This is a genomic window from Hymenobacter mellowenesis (assembly GCF_030581005.1).
Classification (GTDB): Bacteria; Bacteroidota; Bacteroidia; order Cytophagales; family Hymenobacteraceae; genus Hymenobacter; species Hymenobacter mellowenesis.
Genome location: NZ_JAUQSX010000006.1, coordinates 203,994 through 219,325 on the forward strand (window position 1 = coordinate 203,994; position 15,332 = coordinate 219,325).

9 protein-coding genes and 1 pseudogene are annotated in these 15,332 nt (G+C 61.6%); 7 read left to right on the forward strand and 3 right to left on the reverse strand.

The features are described 5' to 3' along the window. Nucleotides 1-45: 45 nt before the first annotated feature. From gyrB to ppk1, 7 genes and pseudogenes are all read left to right on the forward strand, one after another. Entirely contained in the window at nt 46-2,040 is a 1,995-nt protein-coding gene (gene gyrB, locus Q5H92_RS13265) for a DNA topoisomerase (ATP-hydrolyzing) subunit B (RefSeq protein ID WP_305012013.1), read from the forward strand. Between the two features lie 120 nt (nt 2,041-2,160). Next, nucleotides 2,161-2,571 (forward strand): annotated as a pseudogene (locus Q5H92_RS13270) (RidA family protein). A gap of 82 nt (nt 2,572-2,653) precedes the next feature. Further along, on the forward strand, nt 2,654-3,250 hold the full coding sequence (locus Q5H92_RS13275) for a biliverdin-producing heme oxygenase (protein WP_305012014.1): 597 nt from the start codon (nt 2,654-2,656) through the stop codon (nt 3,248-3,250). After that, nucleotides 3,232-5,538 carry an ATP-binding protein gene (locus Q5H92_RS13280; protein WP_305012015.1) on the forward strand — a complete coding sequence of 769 codons (2,307 nt, stop codon included), beginning with the start codon at nt 3,232-3,234 and terminating at the stop codon, nt 5,536-5,538. Before Q5H92_RS13275 ends, Q5H92_RS13280 begins: the two co-directional genes overlap by 19 nt. 9 nt (nt 5,539-5,547) lie before the next feature. Beyond that, nucleotides 5,548-5,994 carry a response regulator gene (locus Q5H92_RS13285; RefSeq protein ID WP_305012016.1) on the forward strand — a complete coding sequence of 149 codons (447 nt, stop codon included), beginning with the start codon at nt 5,548-5,550 and terminating at the stop codon, nt 5,992-5,994. 10 nt (nt 5,995-6,004) lie between these two features. After that, nucleotides 6,005-7,225, forward strand: a complete 1,221-nt coding sequence (locus Q5H92_RS13290; RefSeq protein WP_305012017.1) for a sensor histidine kinase — start codon at nt 6,005-6,007, stop codon at nt 7,223-7,225. A 114-nt stretch (nt 7,226-7,339) separates the two neighbouring features. Next, a complete protein-coding gene (gene ppk1, locus Q5H92_RS13295; RefSeq protein ID WP_305012018.1) occupies nt 7,340-9,694 on the forward strand; it encodes a polyphosphate kinase 1 in 2,355 nt (784 codons plus the stop codon). A 137-nt stretch (nt 9,695-9,831) separates the two neighbouring features. Here the strand turns inward: ppk1 and Q5H92_RS13300 are convergent, their stop codons facing one another. From Q5H92_RS13300 to Q5H92_RS13310, 3 genes are all read right to left on the reverse strand, one after another. Continuing rightward, a complete protein-coding gene (locus tag Q5H92_RS13300; RefSeq protein ID WP_305012019.1) occupies nt 9,832-10,821 on the reverse strand; it encodes a Ppx/GppA phosphatase family protein in 990 nt (329 codons plus the stop codon). Nucleotides 10,822-10,899: 78 nt separating this feature from the next. Beyond that, the gene (locus tag Q5H92_RS13305) at nt 10,900-14,622 is read right to left on the reverse strand and encodes a BamA/TamA family outer membrane protein (RefSeq protein WP_305012020.1); all 3,723 of its coding nucleotides are present in this window, start codon (nt 14,620-14,622) and stop codon (nt 10,900-10,902) included. Nucleotides 14,623-14,675: 53 nt separating this feature from the next. Next, nucleotides 14,676-15,242 carry a metal-dependent hydrolase gene (locus Q5H92_RS13310; RefSeq protein ID WP_305012021.1) on the reverse strand — a complete coding sequence of 189 codons (567 nt, stop codon included), beginning with the start codon at nt 15,240-15,242 and terminating at the stop codon, nt 14,676-14,678. Nucleotides 15,243-15,332: the final 90 nt, after the last annotated feature.

Below are 15,332 nucleotides of genomic sequence, written 5' to 3' on the forward strand. Positions count from 1 at the left end.
AGCGGCCCGATGGGCTGTTTTATGACCTGATTTAATCCCGCCCACATGAGCGAAACAACCGCAAAAACCGCGCAGCCAGATTACACGGCTGACAGCATTCAAGTACTCGAAGGATTGGAGGCCGTGCGCAAGCGGCCCAGCATGTACATCGGCGATACCGGCCTCAAGGGTCTGCACCACTTGGTGTGGGAGGTGGTCGATAACTCGATTGACGAAGCCCTGGCCGGGCACTGCGACCTGATTAACGTCACCATCAACGAAAACAACTCCGTGACCGTGCGCGACAACGGCCGCGGCATTCCCGTCGACTGGCACGCCAAGGAAGGCAAGTCGGCCCTGGAAGTGGTGCTCACCGTGCTGCACGCCGGGGGCAAGTTCGACAAAGGCTCCTACAAAGTGTCGGGCGGCCTGCACGGCGTGGGCGTGAGCTGCGTGAACGCGCTCAGCACCGACCTGAAAGTGACCGTGCGCCGCAAGGGCCACGTGTACGAGCAGGAATACAAGATTGGCTTCCCGCAGTACCCGGTGAAGGAAATCGGTGACACCGACGAGCACGGCACCGAAGTGCAGTTTCTGCCCGACGCCAGCATCTTCTCCGAAACCGAGTACCGCTACGACACCGTGGCCGGCCGCCTGCGCGACTTGAGCTACCTCAACAAGGGCATCCGCATCACCCTCACCGACCGCCGCGAGAAGCTGGAGAACGGCGAGTTCCGTGGCGAGGAGTTTTACTCGACCGGCGGCCTGCGCGATTTTGTGCAGTACCTCGACGGTGAGCAGCGCCCCTCGTTGCTGTCGGAGCCGATTTACGTGGAAAGCGAGAAGGGCGGCACGCCGGTGGAAGTGGCCCTGCAGTACAATACCTCGTATCAGGAAAACGTCTATTCCTACGTCAACAATATCAACACCATCGAGGGTGGCACGCACGTGGCGGGTTTCCGCTCGGCCGTGACGCGGGTGCTGAAAACGTATGGCGACAAGAACAAGCTGTTTGAGAAAGCCAAGGTGGAAATCACCGGCGACGACTTCCGTGAAGGCTTGACAGCCGTTATCTCGGTGAAAGTGCAGGAGCCCCAGTTCGAAGGCCAGACCAAAACCAAGCTGGGCAACTCCGAAGTGAGCGGCGCGGTGAACTCGGTGGTGGGCGAAATCCTGACGCAGTACCTGGACGAGAATCCCAACCAGGCCAACCGCATCATGGAGAAGGTGATTCTGGCCGCCAAGGCTCGCATTGCCGCCCGCAAAGCCAAAGACATGGTGCAGCGCAAGGGCGTGCTCTCCTCCAACAGCCTGCCGGGCAAGCTGGCCGACTGCTCGGAGTCGGACCCGGCCATCTGCGAACTGTACCTCGTCGAAGGTGACTCGGCTGGTGGCACGGCCAAGCAGGGGCGTAACCGCGCGTTCCAGGCCATTATGCCGTTGCGCGGCAAAATCCTGAACGTGGAGAAGGCCCAGGAGCACCGCATTCTGGAGAATGAAGAAATCCGGAACATGATTACGGCGTTGGGCGTGAGCTTCAACGAGCGCAAGTCGCTGGCCTTCACCACCGATGACACGGGTGTGGAAACCGGCCCGCTGAACTTCGACAAGCTGCGCTACCACAAGGTCATCATCATGACTGACGCTGATATCGACGGTTCGCACATTCGCACGCTGATTCTGACCTTCTTCTTCCGCTACATGCGCGAGCTGGTGGACCGGGGCTACATCTACATCGCCCTGCCGCCGCTTTACCTCGTGAAGCGCGGCAAGGAAGAGCGCTACTGCTGGACCGAGGAGGAGCGCAGCCAGGCCCAGGAAGACCTCGGCCGCGGCAAGCCCGAAACCGTGAATGTGCAGCGCTACAAAGGCCTGGGCGAGATGAACGCCGAGCAGCTTTGGACGACGACCATGCAGCCCATGACCCGTACCCTGAAGCAGGTAACGGTAGAGTCGGCCGCTGAGGCCGACCACCTGTTCTCGATGCTGATGGGCGACGAGGTGGCCCCGCGCCGCGATTTCATCGAGCGCAACGCCAAGTACGCCAAGCTGGACGTCTAGACCGCAGGTTTAACGGATTTAGTGGATTTAGGAAGGGCAGCCGCTTGCGGTTGCCCTTCTTTTTTGGTTTGTTTTGCAGCGGCACGCTTCGGGTGAAGCAGATGCAACTTGCAGGAAATGATGCGACAACTGATTTCTTCCGGTGCTCCGTGGGAGCCGCTAGTGGGTTATTCCCGTGCCGTGCGCGTGGGCAACGTGGTGGAAGTGGCCGGTACCACGGCGCAGGATGGCGACGTGATAACGGGTGAGGGCGATGTATATGCGCAGACCCAGCGGGTGTTGGAAAAGATTGGCTAGGCGCTGGCCGCGGCCGGGGCTTCATTTGCCGACGTAGTGCGGACGCGCATCTTCGTGACCAATATTTCGGAGTGGGAGGCGGTGGGCCGGGCACACGGCGAAATATTTCGGGATATTCGGCCGGCTTCATCAATGCTGGAGGTAAATGCGCTGATTGACGCGCGCTTACTGGTTGAGATTGAGGCCACAGCCATCATGGCAAGTCAGGCGGCGGCTTTTCCAACCGGAAATTAGTGGCTCCGGAAAAGCCGAACCGCCAGCCCGTGCCTATTTTTGGCTACTGCATATCTTGTTGCCCTACGCTTGCCCGCTTTAAATGTCCGACGTTCCCAGTACGCCCGAAAACCCAGCCGCGCTGACCATCCTGGCCCGGTTGCGCGCCGAAACCCGCCCGTACCACGATGCCCTGGAAGCTGGGGCGTTCAACGAGTCGCTGCGGGTGGGGGCGCCCACGGCAGCCGGCACGGCACAGTTTCTGGAGCGAATGTATGGGTTTCTGCAGCCGTATGAAGCGGCATTGCGCGCGCATGAGGGCGAGCTGGGTGCCGCCTGGGAGCTGCCGCAGCGCTACCGGGCGCACCTGATTCCGGAAGATTTGGGGCGGTCTGCCGACGACCCCGGCCTGCCGTTGTGCCCAACCATGCCACCGCTGCACACGGTGCCGCAGCTGCTGGGCGCCCTCTACGTGATGGAGGGCTCGACGCTGGGCGGGCAGGTGATTAACCGGCAACTGGAGCGGGCGGGCATTCCGTTGCGGCGGTATTTTTCGGGCTACGGCGAGCGAACCGGTCCAATGTGGAAGACGTTTGGCCAGTTGCTGACCGCCGCCGCTACTCCGGCCACGGCCGACGAAATCGTGGCTTCGGCCGCGCGAACTTTTCAACACCTTGATGCGTGGATAAACCAACCGTGAGCTACTCCGACGAGCACCTGCTCGGCACTCCCATCACCCTGACGAACTGCGACCGGGAACCCATTCACATCCCAGGCGCTATTCAGCCCTACGGCTTCCTGCTGTGCCTCGATGAGCATACCCAGCGCATTGTGCAGGCCAGCGCCAACACCGAAACCTACCTGGGCCAGCCGGCCGAAAGCCTGATTGGCGCCGGCCTGGACCGCGTGCTGACCCCCGAGCAGCAAGCCAAAGTAGAGGCCGTGCTGGGCTCGCTCGGCACCGCGCCGCAGCTGCTGGGCGTGCAGCTCGACGCTGGGGCCGGGCGACCGTATTTCAAGCTCATCATGCACCGCTACGACGGGGTGCTGTGGCTGGAGTTTGAACCCGTGGACCAACTGGAGGCAACCACGCCCGACCTGGGCTTCCTGAACCAAGCCATGGGCCAGATGCTGGCCGCGGCCACCGTGCTGGAGTTTTGCCAGCACACCGTGGACCAGGTGCGGGCCCTGACGGGCTTCGACCGGGTGGCCATTTACCGCTTCGCGGCCGACGAGAGCGGCGAAGTCATTGCCGAAGCTAAGCGCGATGACCTCGCCCCCTGGCTGGGTATTCATTACCCGGCCACCGACATTCCGCAGCAGGCGCGGGCCATGTACCTCAAAAACTGGCTGCGCTTCATTCCCGATGCCGGCTACGCGCCGGTGCCGTTGGTGCCGGTGCGCAACCCCACCACCAGCCGCCCGCCCGACATGACCTACGCCGTGCTGCGGAGCGTGTCGCCCATCCACTTGGAGTATCTGCGCAACATGGGCTCGGGCGCGACCATGACCATCTCGCTGATTCAGAACGGCAAGCTGTGGGGCATGGTGACGTGCCACCACCTCACGCCGCGGCTGGTGAGCTACGAGCTGCGCGATTTGTGCCAGTTTATCGGCAAGACGTTTTCGGCGCTGCTCAGCAGCAAGGAGCTGCTGGACGATACGGAGTACCAGCTGCGCATCAGCGAGCGGCAGGGGCAGCTGTTTGAGCACGTCACCGTGTCGGGCCCGGCCAATTTTGTGGATGGCCTGTGCGGGCATTTCCCCACGCTACGCGACGTGTTCGACTGCGGCGGGGCGGCGGTGTGCTTCAACGAGGAAATCACCACGGTGGGGACCACGCCCACGCCGGCCCAAATCAGCGAGCTGCTGGCTTGGCTGCAGGAAAACGCGCCTGAAGACGTGTTTTCAACGTCCTCGTACGCCGCGCTCAACCCCGCGGGGCTGGAAATCCGGGCCACGGCCAGCGGCATCATTGCCGCCTCGCTGGCCGATGCGCCCGGCAACTACCTGCTCTGGTTCCGGCCCGAGCAGGTGCGCACCGTGACCTGGGCCGGCCAGAACGAAAAGCCCCAGACGCTGGCCGACGGCCAGATTTTCCTCTCGCCCCGGCAGTCATTCGAAGCCTGGAAGCAGTTCGTGGAAAACACCGCCGCGCCCTGGAAAACCGTGGAGCTGGAAGCGGCCAAGGACATCCGGCTGCGCATTTCCGACATTCGGCTCAAAGTGTTCAACGAGCTGCAGACTCAGGCCCGCAGCCTCACCCGCCTCAACGCCGAGCTGGCCCGCAGCAACGACGACCTCGACTCTTTCGCCTACGTGGCCTCGCACGACCTGAAGGAGCCCTTGCGCGGCATTCACAACTACGCGCTGTTTTTGCTGGAAGACTATGCCGATAAGCTCGACGAGGAAGGCGTGCACCGGCTGCAGACTCTGGTGCGGCTGAGCCAGCGCATGGAGTCGCTGATTGAGTCGCTGCTGCAGCTCTCGCGCGTGGGCCGCGCCGAATTGGAAGTAGAGAAAATCGACCTGAACGACTTACTGGAAGAAGTGAGCGACCTGCTCCAGCTGCGCTTCGAGGAAACCCGCACCCAACTGCTGGTGCCCGACCAGTTGCCCACCATCATGGGCGACCGGATACGGATGCAGGAGGTGTTCAGCAACCTGCTCTCGAACGCCATGAAATACAACGACCGGCCGGAAAAGGTCATTCGCGTGGGCGAAGCGGCCACTGACATTTTTCCGGCGATAAATCGCGCCAAATTTTACGTGTTTTACGTACAAGATAATGGCATTGGCATCGACCCGCGTCACCAGACCAACATCTTCAAATTGTTTAAGCGACTGCACACCCCGGATAAGTACGGAGGAGGTACAGGCGCAGGCTTGGCCATCGCCAAAAAGATGGTCGAAAAACATGGCGGCGCTCTGTGGGTTGATTCTCAGCCCGGCCAGGGCTCTACCTTTTACTTTACTATTCCTAAATAGCCGGTCATCGTGCTTTTATCGCCCCTCAAACCCATCCTCGTCGTCGAGGACAGCGCCGAAGATTTCATGGCCCTAAGCCGTGTGTTTCGGAAGCACGCCCTGCAAAACCCGGTGCTGCGCTGCGAAGACGGCGACCAGGCCCTGAACTACCTGCAAGGCTACGGCAAAGCCTCGGGCTGGCCCCAAACGCTACCTGCCTTTGTGCTGCTCGACCTGAACATGCCCGGCACCGACGGCCGCACGGTGCTCGAAATCATGAAGGGCGACCCCCGCCTGCAATCCATCCCGGTCATCGTGTTCAGCACTTCCACCAGCGCCGGCGACATCTCCGATTGCTACCAGTTGGGCGCCAACAGCTACCTTTCCAAACCAATTGAGTACGCCGCGCTGGAAGAGAAAGTCCGGCACGCCATTCAATACTGGCTGGAAACCGCTGAACTGCCGAAGGCTTTGTAGGAGGACATAAATGAAGAAGATTTTACTCGTTGACGACAACGAGCAAGACCGGGCCCTGTACCGCCGCTACCTGGGCCGGCATCTGGGTTTTGAAAGTATTGGCTTCGAGGAGGCCACCACGGCTGTGGAAGCGCGCGACCAGTTTCTGGCCTACCGCCCCGACTGCGTGCTGCTCGACTACAACCTGCCCGATGCCGATGGCCTCGACATTCTGGCCGAGCTGAAAACCCTGACACCGCCCGACAGCCTGTGCGTGGTGATGGTGACGGGCGGCGGCAGCGAGGAACTGGCCGTGCGGGCCCTCAACAACGGCGCCCTCGACTACTTAGTGAAGCAGCAGTTCGACCAGGAGCTGCTGGTGAAAACGGTGCTGCACGCCATCGAAAAAAACGAGTGGCGCCAGTACGTAGCTAGCTACCACGACGAGCTGCGCGCTGTGAACCAGCAGCTGCGCGAGTCACTGGACGCCCTTACCGAAACGCGCCACGAAATCACGCTAAAAAACGCTCAGCTCACGGCCGCCAACACCGACCTGGCCCGTGCTAACCTCGACCTCGACAACTTTGTGTACGCGGCCTCGCACGACCTGAAACAGCCCGTCGACAACCTGCGCGGGCTGTTTGAGGAGCTGCGCAGCTCGGCCACGTTTCACGACCCGGAAGCGGACGTGGTGCTGGGCCTGGTCGATTCCTCCTTGCAAGACCTTAGCAAGACCATTCAGGACCTCTCGGCCGTGGTGCAGGCCGAGCGCATGACCGGCGGCCAGCCCACCGAAAAAGTGGCGCTGGCCGACCTCACCAAGGAGGTACTCACCCTGCTGCAACCGCAGGTGGCCGCGGCGCAAGGCACGGTGAAAACGGATTTTGCTGCCCTGCCCACCTTGCAGGTGGAGCGCGGCAGCCTGCGCACCATCCTGCTCAACCTGCTGAGCAATGCGCTGAAGTACCGCTCCCCCGACCGGCCGGCGCAGGTGCAGGTGCGGGCCTGCCTCGACGCGGGGCAGCCGGTGCTGGAAGTGCGCGACAATGGCCTCGGCATCGATATGGAGCGGCACGGCACGGAGCTATTCCAGCTGTTCCGGCGATTCCACCCGCAGGCCTCGTCGGGCACGGGCGTGGGGCTGTTTCTGGTCAATCGGCTGGTGCAGGCCCAGGGCGGCCACATCGAAGTAACGAGCAAGGAAGGCGAAGGCACGCTGTTTCGGCTGTATTTGGGGCCGAACGCGGGCTAAAAAGGGCCAGCAGTGCAGGTTTGAAGCGTTGGCGGCCGTTAATTTGCTGGCCAGGGATGAGCGGAATGCCGAAAAATCCGTTCAATCCGTTAAAATCCGTCCAATCTGTGGTCCATGAAATTATTTAAGTCCTCCGACCTCATCCGCAAAAGCAAATACATCAGCCGCGATTTGAGCTGGCTGCGCTTCAACTACCGCGTGCTCGACCAAGCGCAGGATGCCGGTCGGGGCCTGTTTGATAAGCTCAAGTTTCTGGCCATCACGAGCTCGAACCTCGACGAATTTTTCATGATTCGCGTGGGCTCGCTCTACAACTACCTCGACTACGGCAAGGAGCGGATTGACTATTCCGGCCTGCGCGAACTGCCCTTTCGGCGCAAGCTGCTCGATTTCGCGCACCGCTTCGTGAACGACCAGAGCCTGACCTACCTGAACGAACTGAAGCCGAATTTTGAGAAAAACGGCTTTAATATCCTGAAGATGAGCGACCTCACGGAGCTTGAAATCAAGAAGGCCGACGGGTATTTCAAAAACACCGTGTTTCCGCTGCTCACGCCGATGGTGTACGATTCGTACCACGGCTTCCCGCTGATGATGAACCAGATGCTCATCTTCGGCGTGGTCACGCGCATTGGCAACGGCTTAGCCGTGGGCCTCGATGGCGAGGCCGAAAAAGGACAGGAGCGCCTCACCTTCGTGCAGATTCCGCAGAACCTGACCCGGTTTTTTGAGCTCACGCGCAAGGATAAGGTCATTTTCGTGCCCATTGAGGAGGTGGTGCGTGAGTTTCTGCCGCGCTTGTTCCGCAACGTGGAGATTGTGTCGGCCGACCTGTTCCGCATCACCCGCAACGGCGACTTCACGCTGGAAGAATCCGACGACATCGACAACGACTTCATTAAGGAAATTCAGGTGGGCCTCAAAACCCGCAAGCGCGGCCGCGTGGTGCGCGTGGAGGTTGAGCCCAACGCATCGCCCAGCCTGATGTCGGTGCTGCGCGAGCGGTGGAATATCGACAACGGCAACGTCTTCGTCATCAATTCATTGATTGACCTCAAAGGCCTCTGGCAGATAGTGCGGCACCCCAACTTCCGGGGCAAAACCGCTAAGATGCCCGCCGCCGTGCAGCCCCTGAGCCTGCCCGAAGGCGCCGAGGAAAACCTCTTCGAGTACCTCAAGCACCACGATGTGCTGCTGCACCACCCCTACAACAGCATCGACCCCATGGTGCGGCTGCTCGAACAGGCCGCCGTCGACCCGCACGTGCTGGGCATCAAGCAAACCATCTACCGTCTGGCCGACGACTCCCGCGTATCAGCTGCGCTGCTGAAAGCGGCCGAGAATGGAAAGCACGTGTCGGTGCTGTTCGAGGTGAAGGCGCGCTTTGATGAGGAGAAGAACATTCGGGAAGGCGCGCGGCTGGAAAAGGCCGGCTGCTTCGTGATTTACGGCGTGAGCAAGTACAAGACGCACACCAAGCTGCTCATGATTATCCGCAAGGAAGGGGAGAAGGTGACGCGCTACGTGCACATCGGCTCGGGCAACTACAACGAGCAAACCTCGCGCCTCTACACCGACGTGAGCCTGCTCACGACCAACGACGTGTACGGCCACGACGTGTCGGAATTCTTCAACGTTATCACCGGTCACTCGCAGCCTGACGACTACGAGTACCTCATCACGGCGCCGAAGGATATGCGGCAGCAGCTCATCCACCTCATTCGGGAAGAAGTAAAGCACGCCAAAAAGGGCCTGCCCAGCGGCATCGTGATGAAGATGAATTCGCTAGAGGACAAGGAAATTATTGACGAGTTCTATCGCGCGGCCAAGGCGGGCGTGCCCATTCGGTTCATCGTGCGCGGAATCTGCTGCCTACGCCCAGGCCGGCCGGGGCTGAGCGAAAACATCGAGGTACGCAGCATCGTGGGCGACTATCTGGAACACACGCGCCTGTTTTATTTCCACAACGGCGGCGACGCCAAAGTGTATGCCGGCTCGGCAGATATCATGGTGCGCTCTTTCGACCGTCGCATCGAGGCACTGTTTTTGATTGTTAATCCGCAGCTTAAACGCGAGGCCATCAATATTCTGATGATGAATATGATGGATAATCAAAACAGTTACCTGATGCGGGAGGATGGTGCCTACATTCGGCAGCGCCCGGCCCCCGGCGAACCCGTGGTGAACGTGCACCGCGACTTCTTCAAACGCGACGAAGCACAGCTGGCTACAGCCACGCCGGAAGGCATGTTGTCGCTGCTGGGTGTGCAAGCCCAACGCCGCCTCGACCAGGCCGCCGCGCTGGAAGCGGAGGCTGAAGCTGCGGCCATCGTCGTAGCCGAAGCCCAGGAAGCCGCGGCTGATGACGCCTTTGGGGAAGGTGATGCGGAGGATGTCTGCGAGGACGATTCCACCCCGGTTGGGCACGTGGATGAGAATGCGGTACCGCCAGTTGCGGCGCGGGTGTAGGAAGTGATTTAGCTTTAAATTAGAACGTCATGTCGAGCTTGCCGAGACATCTCGCGTGCCAGAGTAATTAGTTACTGCTGCACGCGAGATGTCTCGGCAAGCTCGACATGACGTTCTTGTATTTCAGCGATAGTGTCCTATTCCAGCTCGGCGGGCGAGTTCTGCACATCGGGGATGGGCAGGTGGGCGGGGTGGCTACCGTCGGGGCTGAGTTCATCGAAGAAATCTTCGAACAGGGCTTGCAGCATGCCGTCCTTCAGGCCAATGTCGGGCACGACCATGTTGTTGACGTTGGCCCACTGCATGGCGGAGAGGTAGATGTGGCCGGCGGGCACGATGACGTCGGCGCGGTCGGGGTTGAGCATGGCCACGTTCACGCGCTCGTTCATGGTGAGGCCGGCGAGGCGGTCGAGGGTGGTGACGAGGCTGCGGCGCGTCACAGGCTTGTCGGGCGCCGCGGAGGTGAGGCTGTAGAGCTTGTTGATGTTGCCGCCGGTGCCGATGGCACGCGTGACGTGGTACTGGCGGGCATTGACGCGCACCCAGGCTTCCATGCGGGCCCAGAGCTCGTTTTGGGCCTCGGTGCCGGCCTCGCCGCTTTCTTCCTGCTGCATGCGGCGAATGGAGCCGATTTCGAACGACTGCGCGGCCACCTTGCGGCGGTCGTGGTAGATGTTGAACTCGGTGCTGCCGCCGCCCACGTCGATGTGCAGGTAGTGGCGCTTATCTTCCAGTACGTGCTCGATGACGCGGTTGATGTAGAAGGCTTCATCCTGGCCGTCAATCACCTTGATTTCCATGCCCAGCTGCTCGCGCACGCGGGCCACGATGGCCGCGCCATTGGCGGCTGAGCGCATGGCCGAGGTGGCGCAGATGAGGTAATGCACCACGCCATGCACCTCCATTAGCAGCTTGAGCGAGTGCAGGAACTTGACGAACTGCTCCTCTTTGGCGGGTGAAATCTCGCCGGTGGCAAACACGTCTTCGCCCAGACGCATGGGGAAGCGCACGTATTCCACGCGCTTGAGGCGGTAACGCCCTTCGTAATACAAAACCGCCGAAATCTGGCACCGCACGGCGTTGGACCCAATATCAATGGCGGCGAGCTTACGGAGGGGGAAATTCATGCAGGAGATGACGGGGTTAAATGGAGGCCCAAAGGTAAGCCCAGCGTTGCGTTTTGGCTGCCAGGGCTGGTTATGGGCTTATTTATCGATGCGGAAGCCCAGGCCGAACTGAATGAGCGTGCTTTCGGCTGACTTCTGGTAGGAGACGGCGAAGGCCAGGGTTTCGACCACCGGAGCAATGTAGAAGCCGCCGCCGTAGCCGCTGTGCCAGCCGCCGGGCGAGGCGCCTTCGTAGTACACGCGGCCCTGGTCGTAGAAGCCGAACACGCCGTAGTAGAAGGGCAGGAAGCCGTTGTTGACGCGGCCCAGGGCGAGGCGCAGCTCGGTGTTGTAGTAGAGGCTGGCGTCGCCGCTGAAGCGGTTGCGGTAGTAGCCGCGCAGGCCTTCGCGTAGGCCGAGCGAGGCGAATTTGTAGAACGGAATGTCGGCGTCAGGGCCGTAGTTTTTGGCGCCGCCACCCTTTAGGACGAGCGTGACGGGAATACCGATTTTGGCGGTGCCGTAGTATTCGGCGAAGCCCTGGGTGAGGCCGAAGGTGCTCTCGTTGCCATTGAGTTGGCGGTAGGTGTCGTGCTGAGCGCGGAGGCGCACGCCGCGCCGGGCAAAGGCCTGGCGGTCGCGCAGGTCGAGGTCGAACACGCCATTGAGGCCGATGAGGCGCTGGGTGCTGCTGTTGGGGCGAATGTCGGCGGCGCCGGGCGTCTGGTTGAGCACGCCGAGGTAGCTGTCGTTGGCAAAGTCGGTGACGTAGTACTCAAACGTCGGGCCCACGCGCAGCACGCTGCGCTGCAGAAACACCCGCTCCAGGAAGCCGTTCAGGGTGACGCCGCGGTAGCGGGCGCGGTAGAATTTCACGTCGTACTTATCCTGGTCAAGCGGCGTGTTGTTGCCCAGGCCGAAGAAGTTGTAGAACGGGAAGTAGTTGCCGTAGCTGACGGCCGCACCCGCGTCAATCTTGCCGATGGCGTAGCGGTGCCGGGTGCTGAACGTGAGCTGGCGCTGGCCGCCGGTGCTCACCTCGCCCAGAATGGAATACTGGTTTTTGAAACCGGGCTTGCGGAAGCCCTGGGTGAGGAAGGTGATGCCCGCGCTGGCCGTGAAACCGTCGTTGCGGTTGTAGCCTAGGCCGATGGTGGGGCGGTAAGAGTTGAATTCGAACTGCTCCCGGTCGTAGGCATTTACGCCGGGGCGGGTGCTGGTGTGGTTGTCGGCTTCCTTGCCGAGCTGCAGTTCGGTATCGGGCAGGTCGTACACCTTGGTGAGGGTGCGCAGGCCGCTGGCGCTGGAGTTGTCGGTAATCTTGTCCTTGCCGTCGCCACCGATGACGCGAACCAATATGCTGTGGCTGCCGCCGTCGCCGGTGACGGTGAAAATGTCCTTGCCATCGAGGCCGTAAAGGCACACTTCGTTGGTTTCATTCGGCTTGAAAGTGCGGTCGAACAGGGCCGCGCCCTTGGGATTCTCGGTGTCGCCGGCGCGGTCAAACATCTGCACGCGCACCTGCCCGTCGGCCAGCCGGTTCACCTGAAATACCTCGCCTTTGTTCGAGCCCACCACGTCCACGCGCCGGGCCAGCAGCAGGTAGTACTCGTCAATGGCTTTGGGTAATTCCTGGATACGGGCCTTCAACTTGCGGTTGATGTCGTTGCCGGATTTATCCTGAATTTCAGCGGGTAGCTGGGCCGTGGCGCCGTCGATGACGGTGGGCGTGATTTTGGCTTGCAGGTACTTGGCGGCCGTCTGCCAGTCTTCGCGGGTGAGGCTTTGGAGCAGGAAGCGGTCGAGGTGGCGGGCGGGCCAGTTCAGGCTCTTCATGTCCTCAAACTCGGTGTTGAAGCCCTCGATGCTGGGCACGGCCCACTCGCGGTTGGCGAGGTAGGTAAGCAGGCCGTTCCACTGCGTGAAGCTCTGGTCCCGGTCGCGCGGAATGGGCCGGTAAAGGGTGCCCCCGTCCTTCTGCTTGTAGCCGGCCCATTTCCAGTTGTCCTCGTGCTTGCCGAAGTCGGCCACCAGCATGTCGAAGGCGCGGGCGCGGGCCAGGGCGGGCGCGTCCACCTTATTGTCATGGTCCTTGTAGAGCTTGCGGAACAGGCCGAAACTGCGCGTTACCTCATCGGAATTGCCAAAGCCGGGCAGATTCTTCTTGGGGTCTTTAGGCGAGTCTTCGAGGGTGCCGAGCAGGCCAGCATATTCTTCGCGGTAGGCGCCAAGCTGCTGGTTGTCGGGCAGGCGGAACAGGCGCGGACGGGCGTGCAGAATGTCCGTCTGGTCCAGCATGTAGCTGATGGGGAGGTTGGAGTACGGGTTGGCCGTGGCCGTCACGTCGCGCAGAATATCCGAGGCAATAGAGTTGCGCAGCTCCGGCGGCAGAATCTTGGTCACGTCCTTGTCCACGGAGCGGAAAACGTACTCCGAGCTGTCGGCCGCAATGAGCTTGAGCGAGGTAGTCTGGCGCCCGCCGCCCTTGCCGGTGGGGCGCAGGCCGCCTTTCTCAGTGTTCAAATCCAGCGTTTTCACCGTGACGGGCTGCAGCCACGACGAGCGGTAAATTTTGCCGATAAAGAAGTTCTTGCTGGCCGTAGGCTTGTATTCCGGGCCGGGCACTACCGCAGTGGTGGCCTGGAATGGCGCGTCGGGCTTGGCGGCGGCGGTTTGCGACGTCCCGGGGCAGGTAGTAATAAACGGGTTTTGCGGCGCCGACGACTCGGCTGTACCGGCGCAGGCCGAGCGGAAGAGGGTGGCCGTGTAGGCGTCCTTCGCGGCCTGGTCGCCGCTGCCGAAAGTGAAAACGTGCGTTTTCACGGTGCCATCGGCGAAGTATTCGAGGGTGGTGTAGCCTTCCTCGCTTTTGCTGTAGAGCGAGGGGCCTTTGGCGCCCACGTGCTCATCCTTCGCAAAGCTGCCGCTGACAATATGGTAGTTGCCCTGGAAGGGGGTTATTTGCAGGCTGTAGTCGTGGGCGGCGGCGTAGATGACGCCGGGGTTGCTTTGCAGCGTGTTCAGCAGCTCCTTGCGCAACTCCTGGTAGCCGGGGCTGGCCAGGTCGCGCGGGGTGCCCACGTTCTGGCGGTAGGCGGCGTAGATGGTGCCGAAAACCGGCGGGCTGAGGTGGCGCGAGAGCGGCTCGTGGCCTCCGTACACGCCGTTTGTCACCACGGGGTGGTGGCCCAGCAGCAGCACGTTTTTATTCTTAGTATCGTCAATCAGGTCCTGAATCTGCTCGCGAAACTCCTCCTTGGTAAGCGTCTTGCAGTCGGTGTCCGGCGCTTCGGGCCGGTCAAAGGGGTGGGTGAACCAGGGGGTGTTGATGGCTACGAGGCGCACCAGCGGGGCCACGTCCACCACTTCGGGGCCGGGGCAGCCGTTGGTGGGGATGAAAGCGTTCTGGCCGGGCAGCTGCTTTTCGATGTATTTCTCCAGACGGCGCACGGCTTTCAAGCCGTCGCGGCCGGAGTTGGCCCAGTCCTTATCGCCGGGCAGGAAGTATATTTTTCCTTGCGGCAGGCCCTTTACCAGCGCAATAAGTTGGTCGGCGCGGTCACGCTCAGCTTGGGCCAGGGCAGTATCTCCCTTGGAAACCAAGCCGGTATTGCCCACAATGTCGCCGAGGTGAACTACCGTGAACGGGCCGGTTTGCTGCTCCAGTGTGGCGCGCAGCAGCTTGAGGCGGGCGGCCGGCAATTCGGCCTGGGCGGTGTTGCCCAGCAGGAAAACGGTGTGTGCTGGCGGCGCGGTTTGGGCGGAAAGCGTACCAGCGGTAAGTCCGAGCGCGGCCAGCGCGGAGAGAAATTGTAGGCGCATAATGAATGAGTATGCACCGGAATACGCAGAACGCGGGGTAAAGTATGCGTAACCTAGCCGCGTACCTTATTTTCGGCGGAGGCCGGCGTATTTGCTGCCCACCACCGCTGGCCCAGCAGCAGCAGCAGACACGGCAGGCCCACCCAAATGGCCTCACTGGCCAGCACCCGCAGGCCCTTCGCCCCAAAAAAAGCCCGGACGCTCAGCGGCGAAACCTTGATGGGCCGGAAAGGAAAAAAATACCGCTCCAAGTGCCAAGGGCTGAAGAATGCCACCCCTAAACCACCCGACGTCATCGCATCCAAAAAGCCGTGCGAGGCAGTGGCCAGAAACAGCAGCAACGCCAGCCGCCCGGCCGCTGGTCGTTGCGCCGGGCGCCCCATTCGGCTCAGCAGCGTGCCCACTGCGGCTACCAGCGCCGCCGCCAGCAGCGAATGCGTTAGCCCCCGGTGGCCCCAGAGGCTGTCGTAGGGCACGCCCAGGCGGTAGCCGACGGAATCCACATCGGGCAGGGCGGCGCAGATACCGGCCGCCACCCAATAAGGCCAGTGTCGGCGCTGGGGCAACAGGAGCTTGCCGAGGGTGGCGCCCAGCGCGGCGTGAGCGAAGGCAGAAGCCATGAAGCAGGTTCAGGAATAAAAGCCGCTGGTCCGCCTGCCCGAAGACAGGCGGACCAGCGCTAAATAGAATTTACCAGCGGCGGATGATGC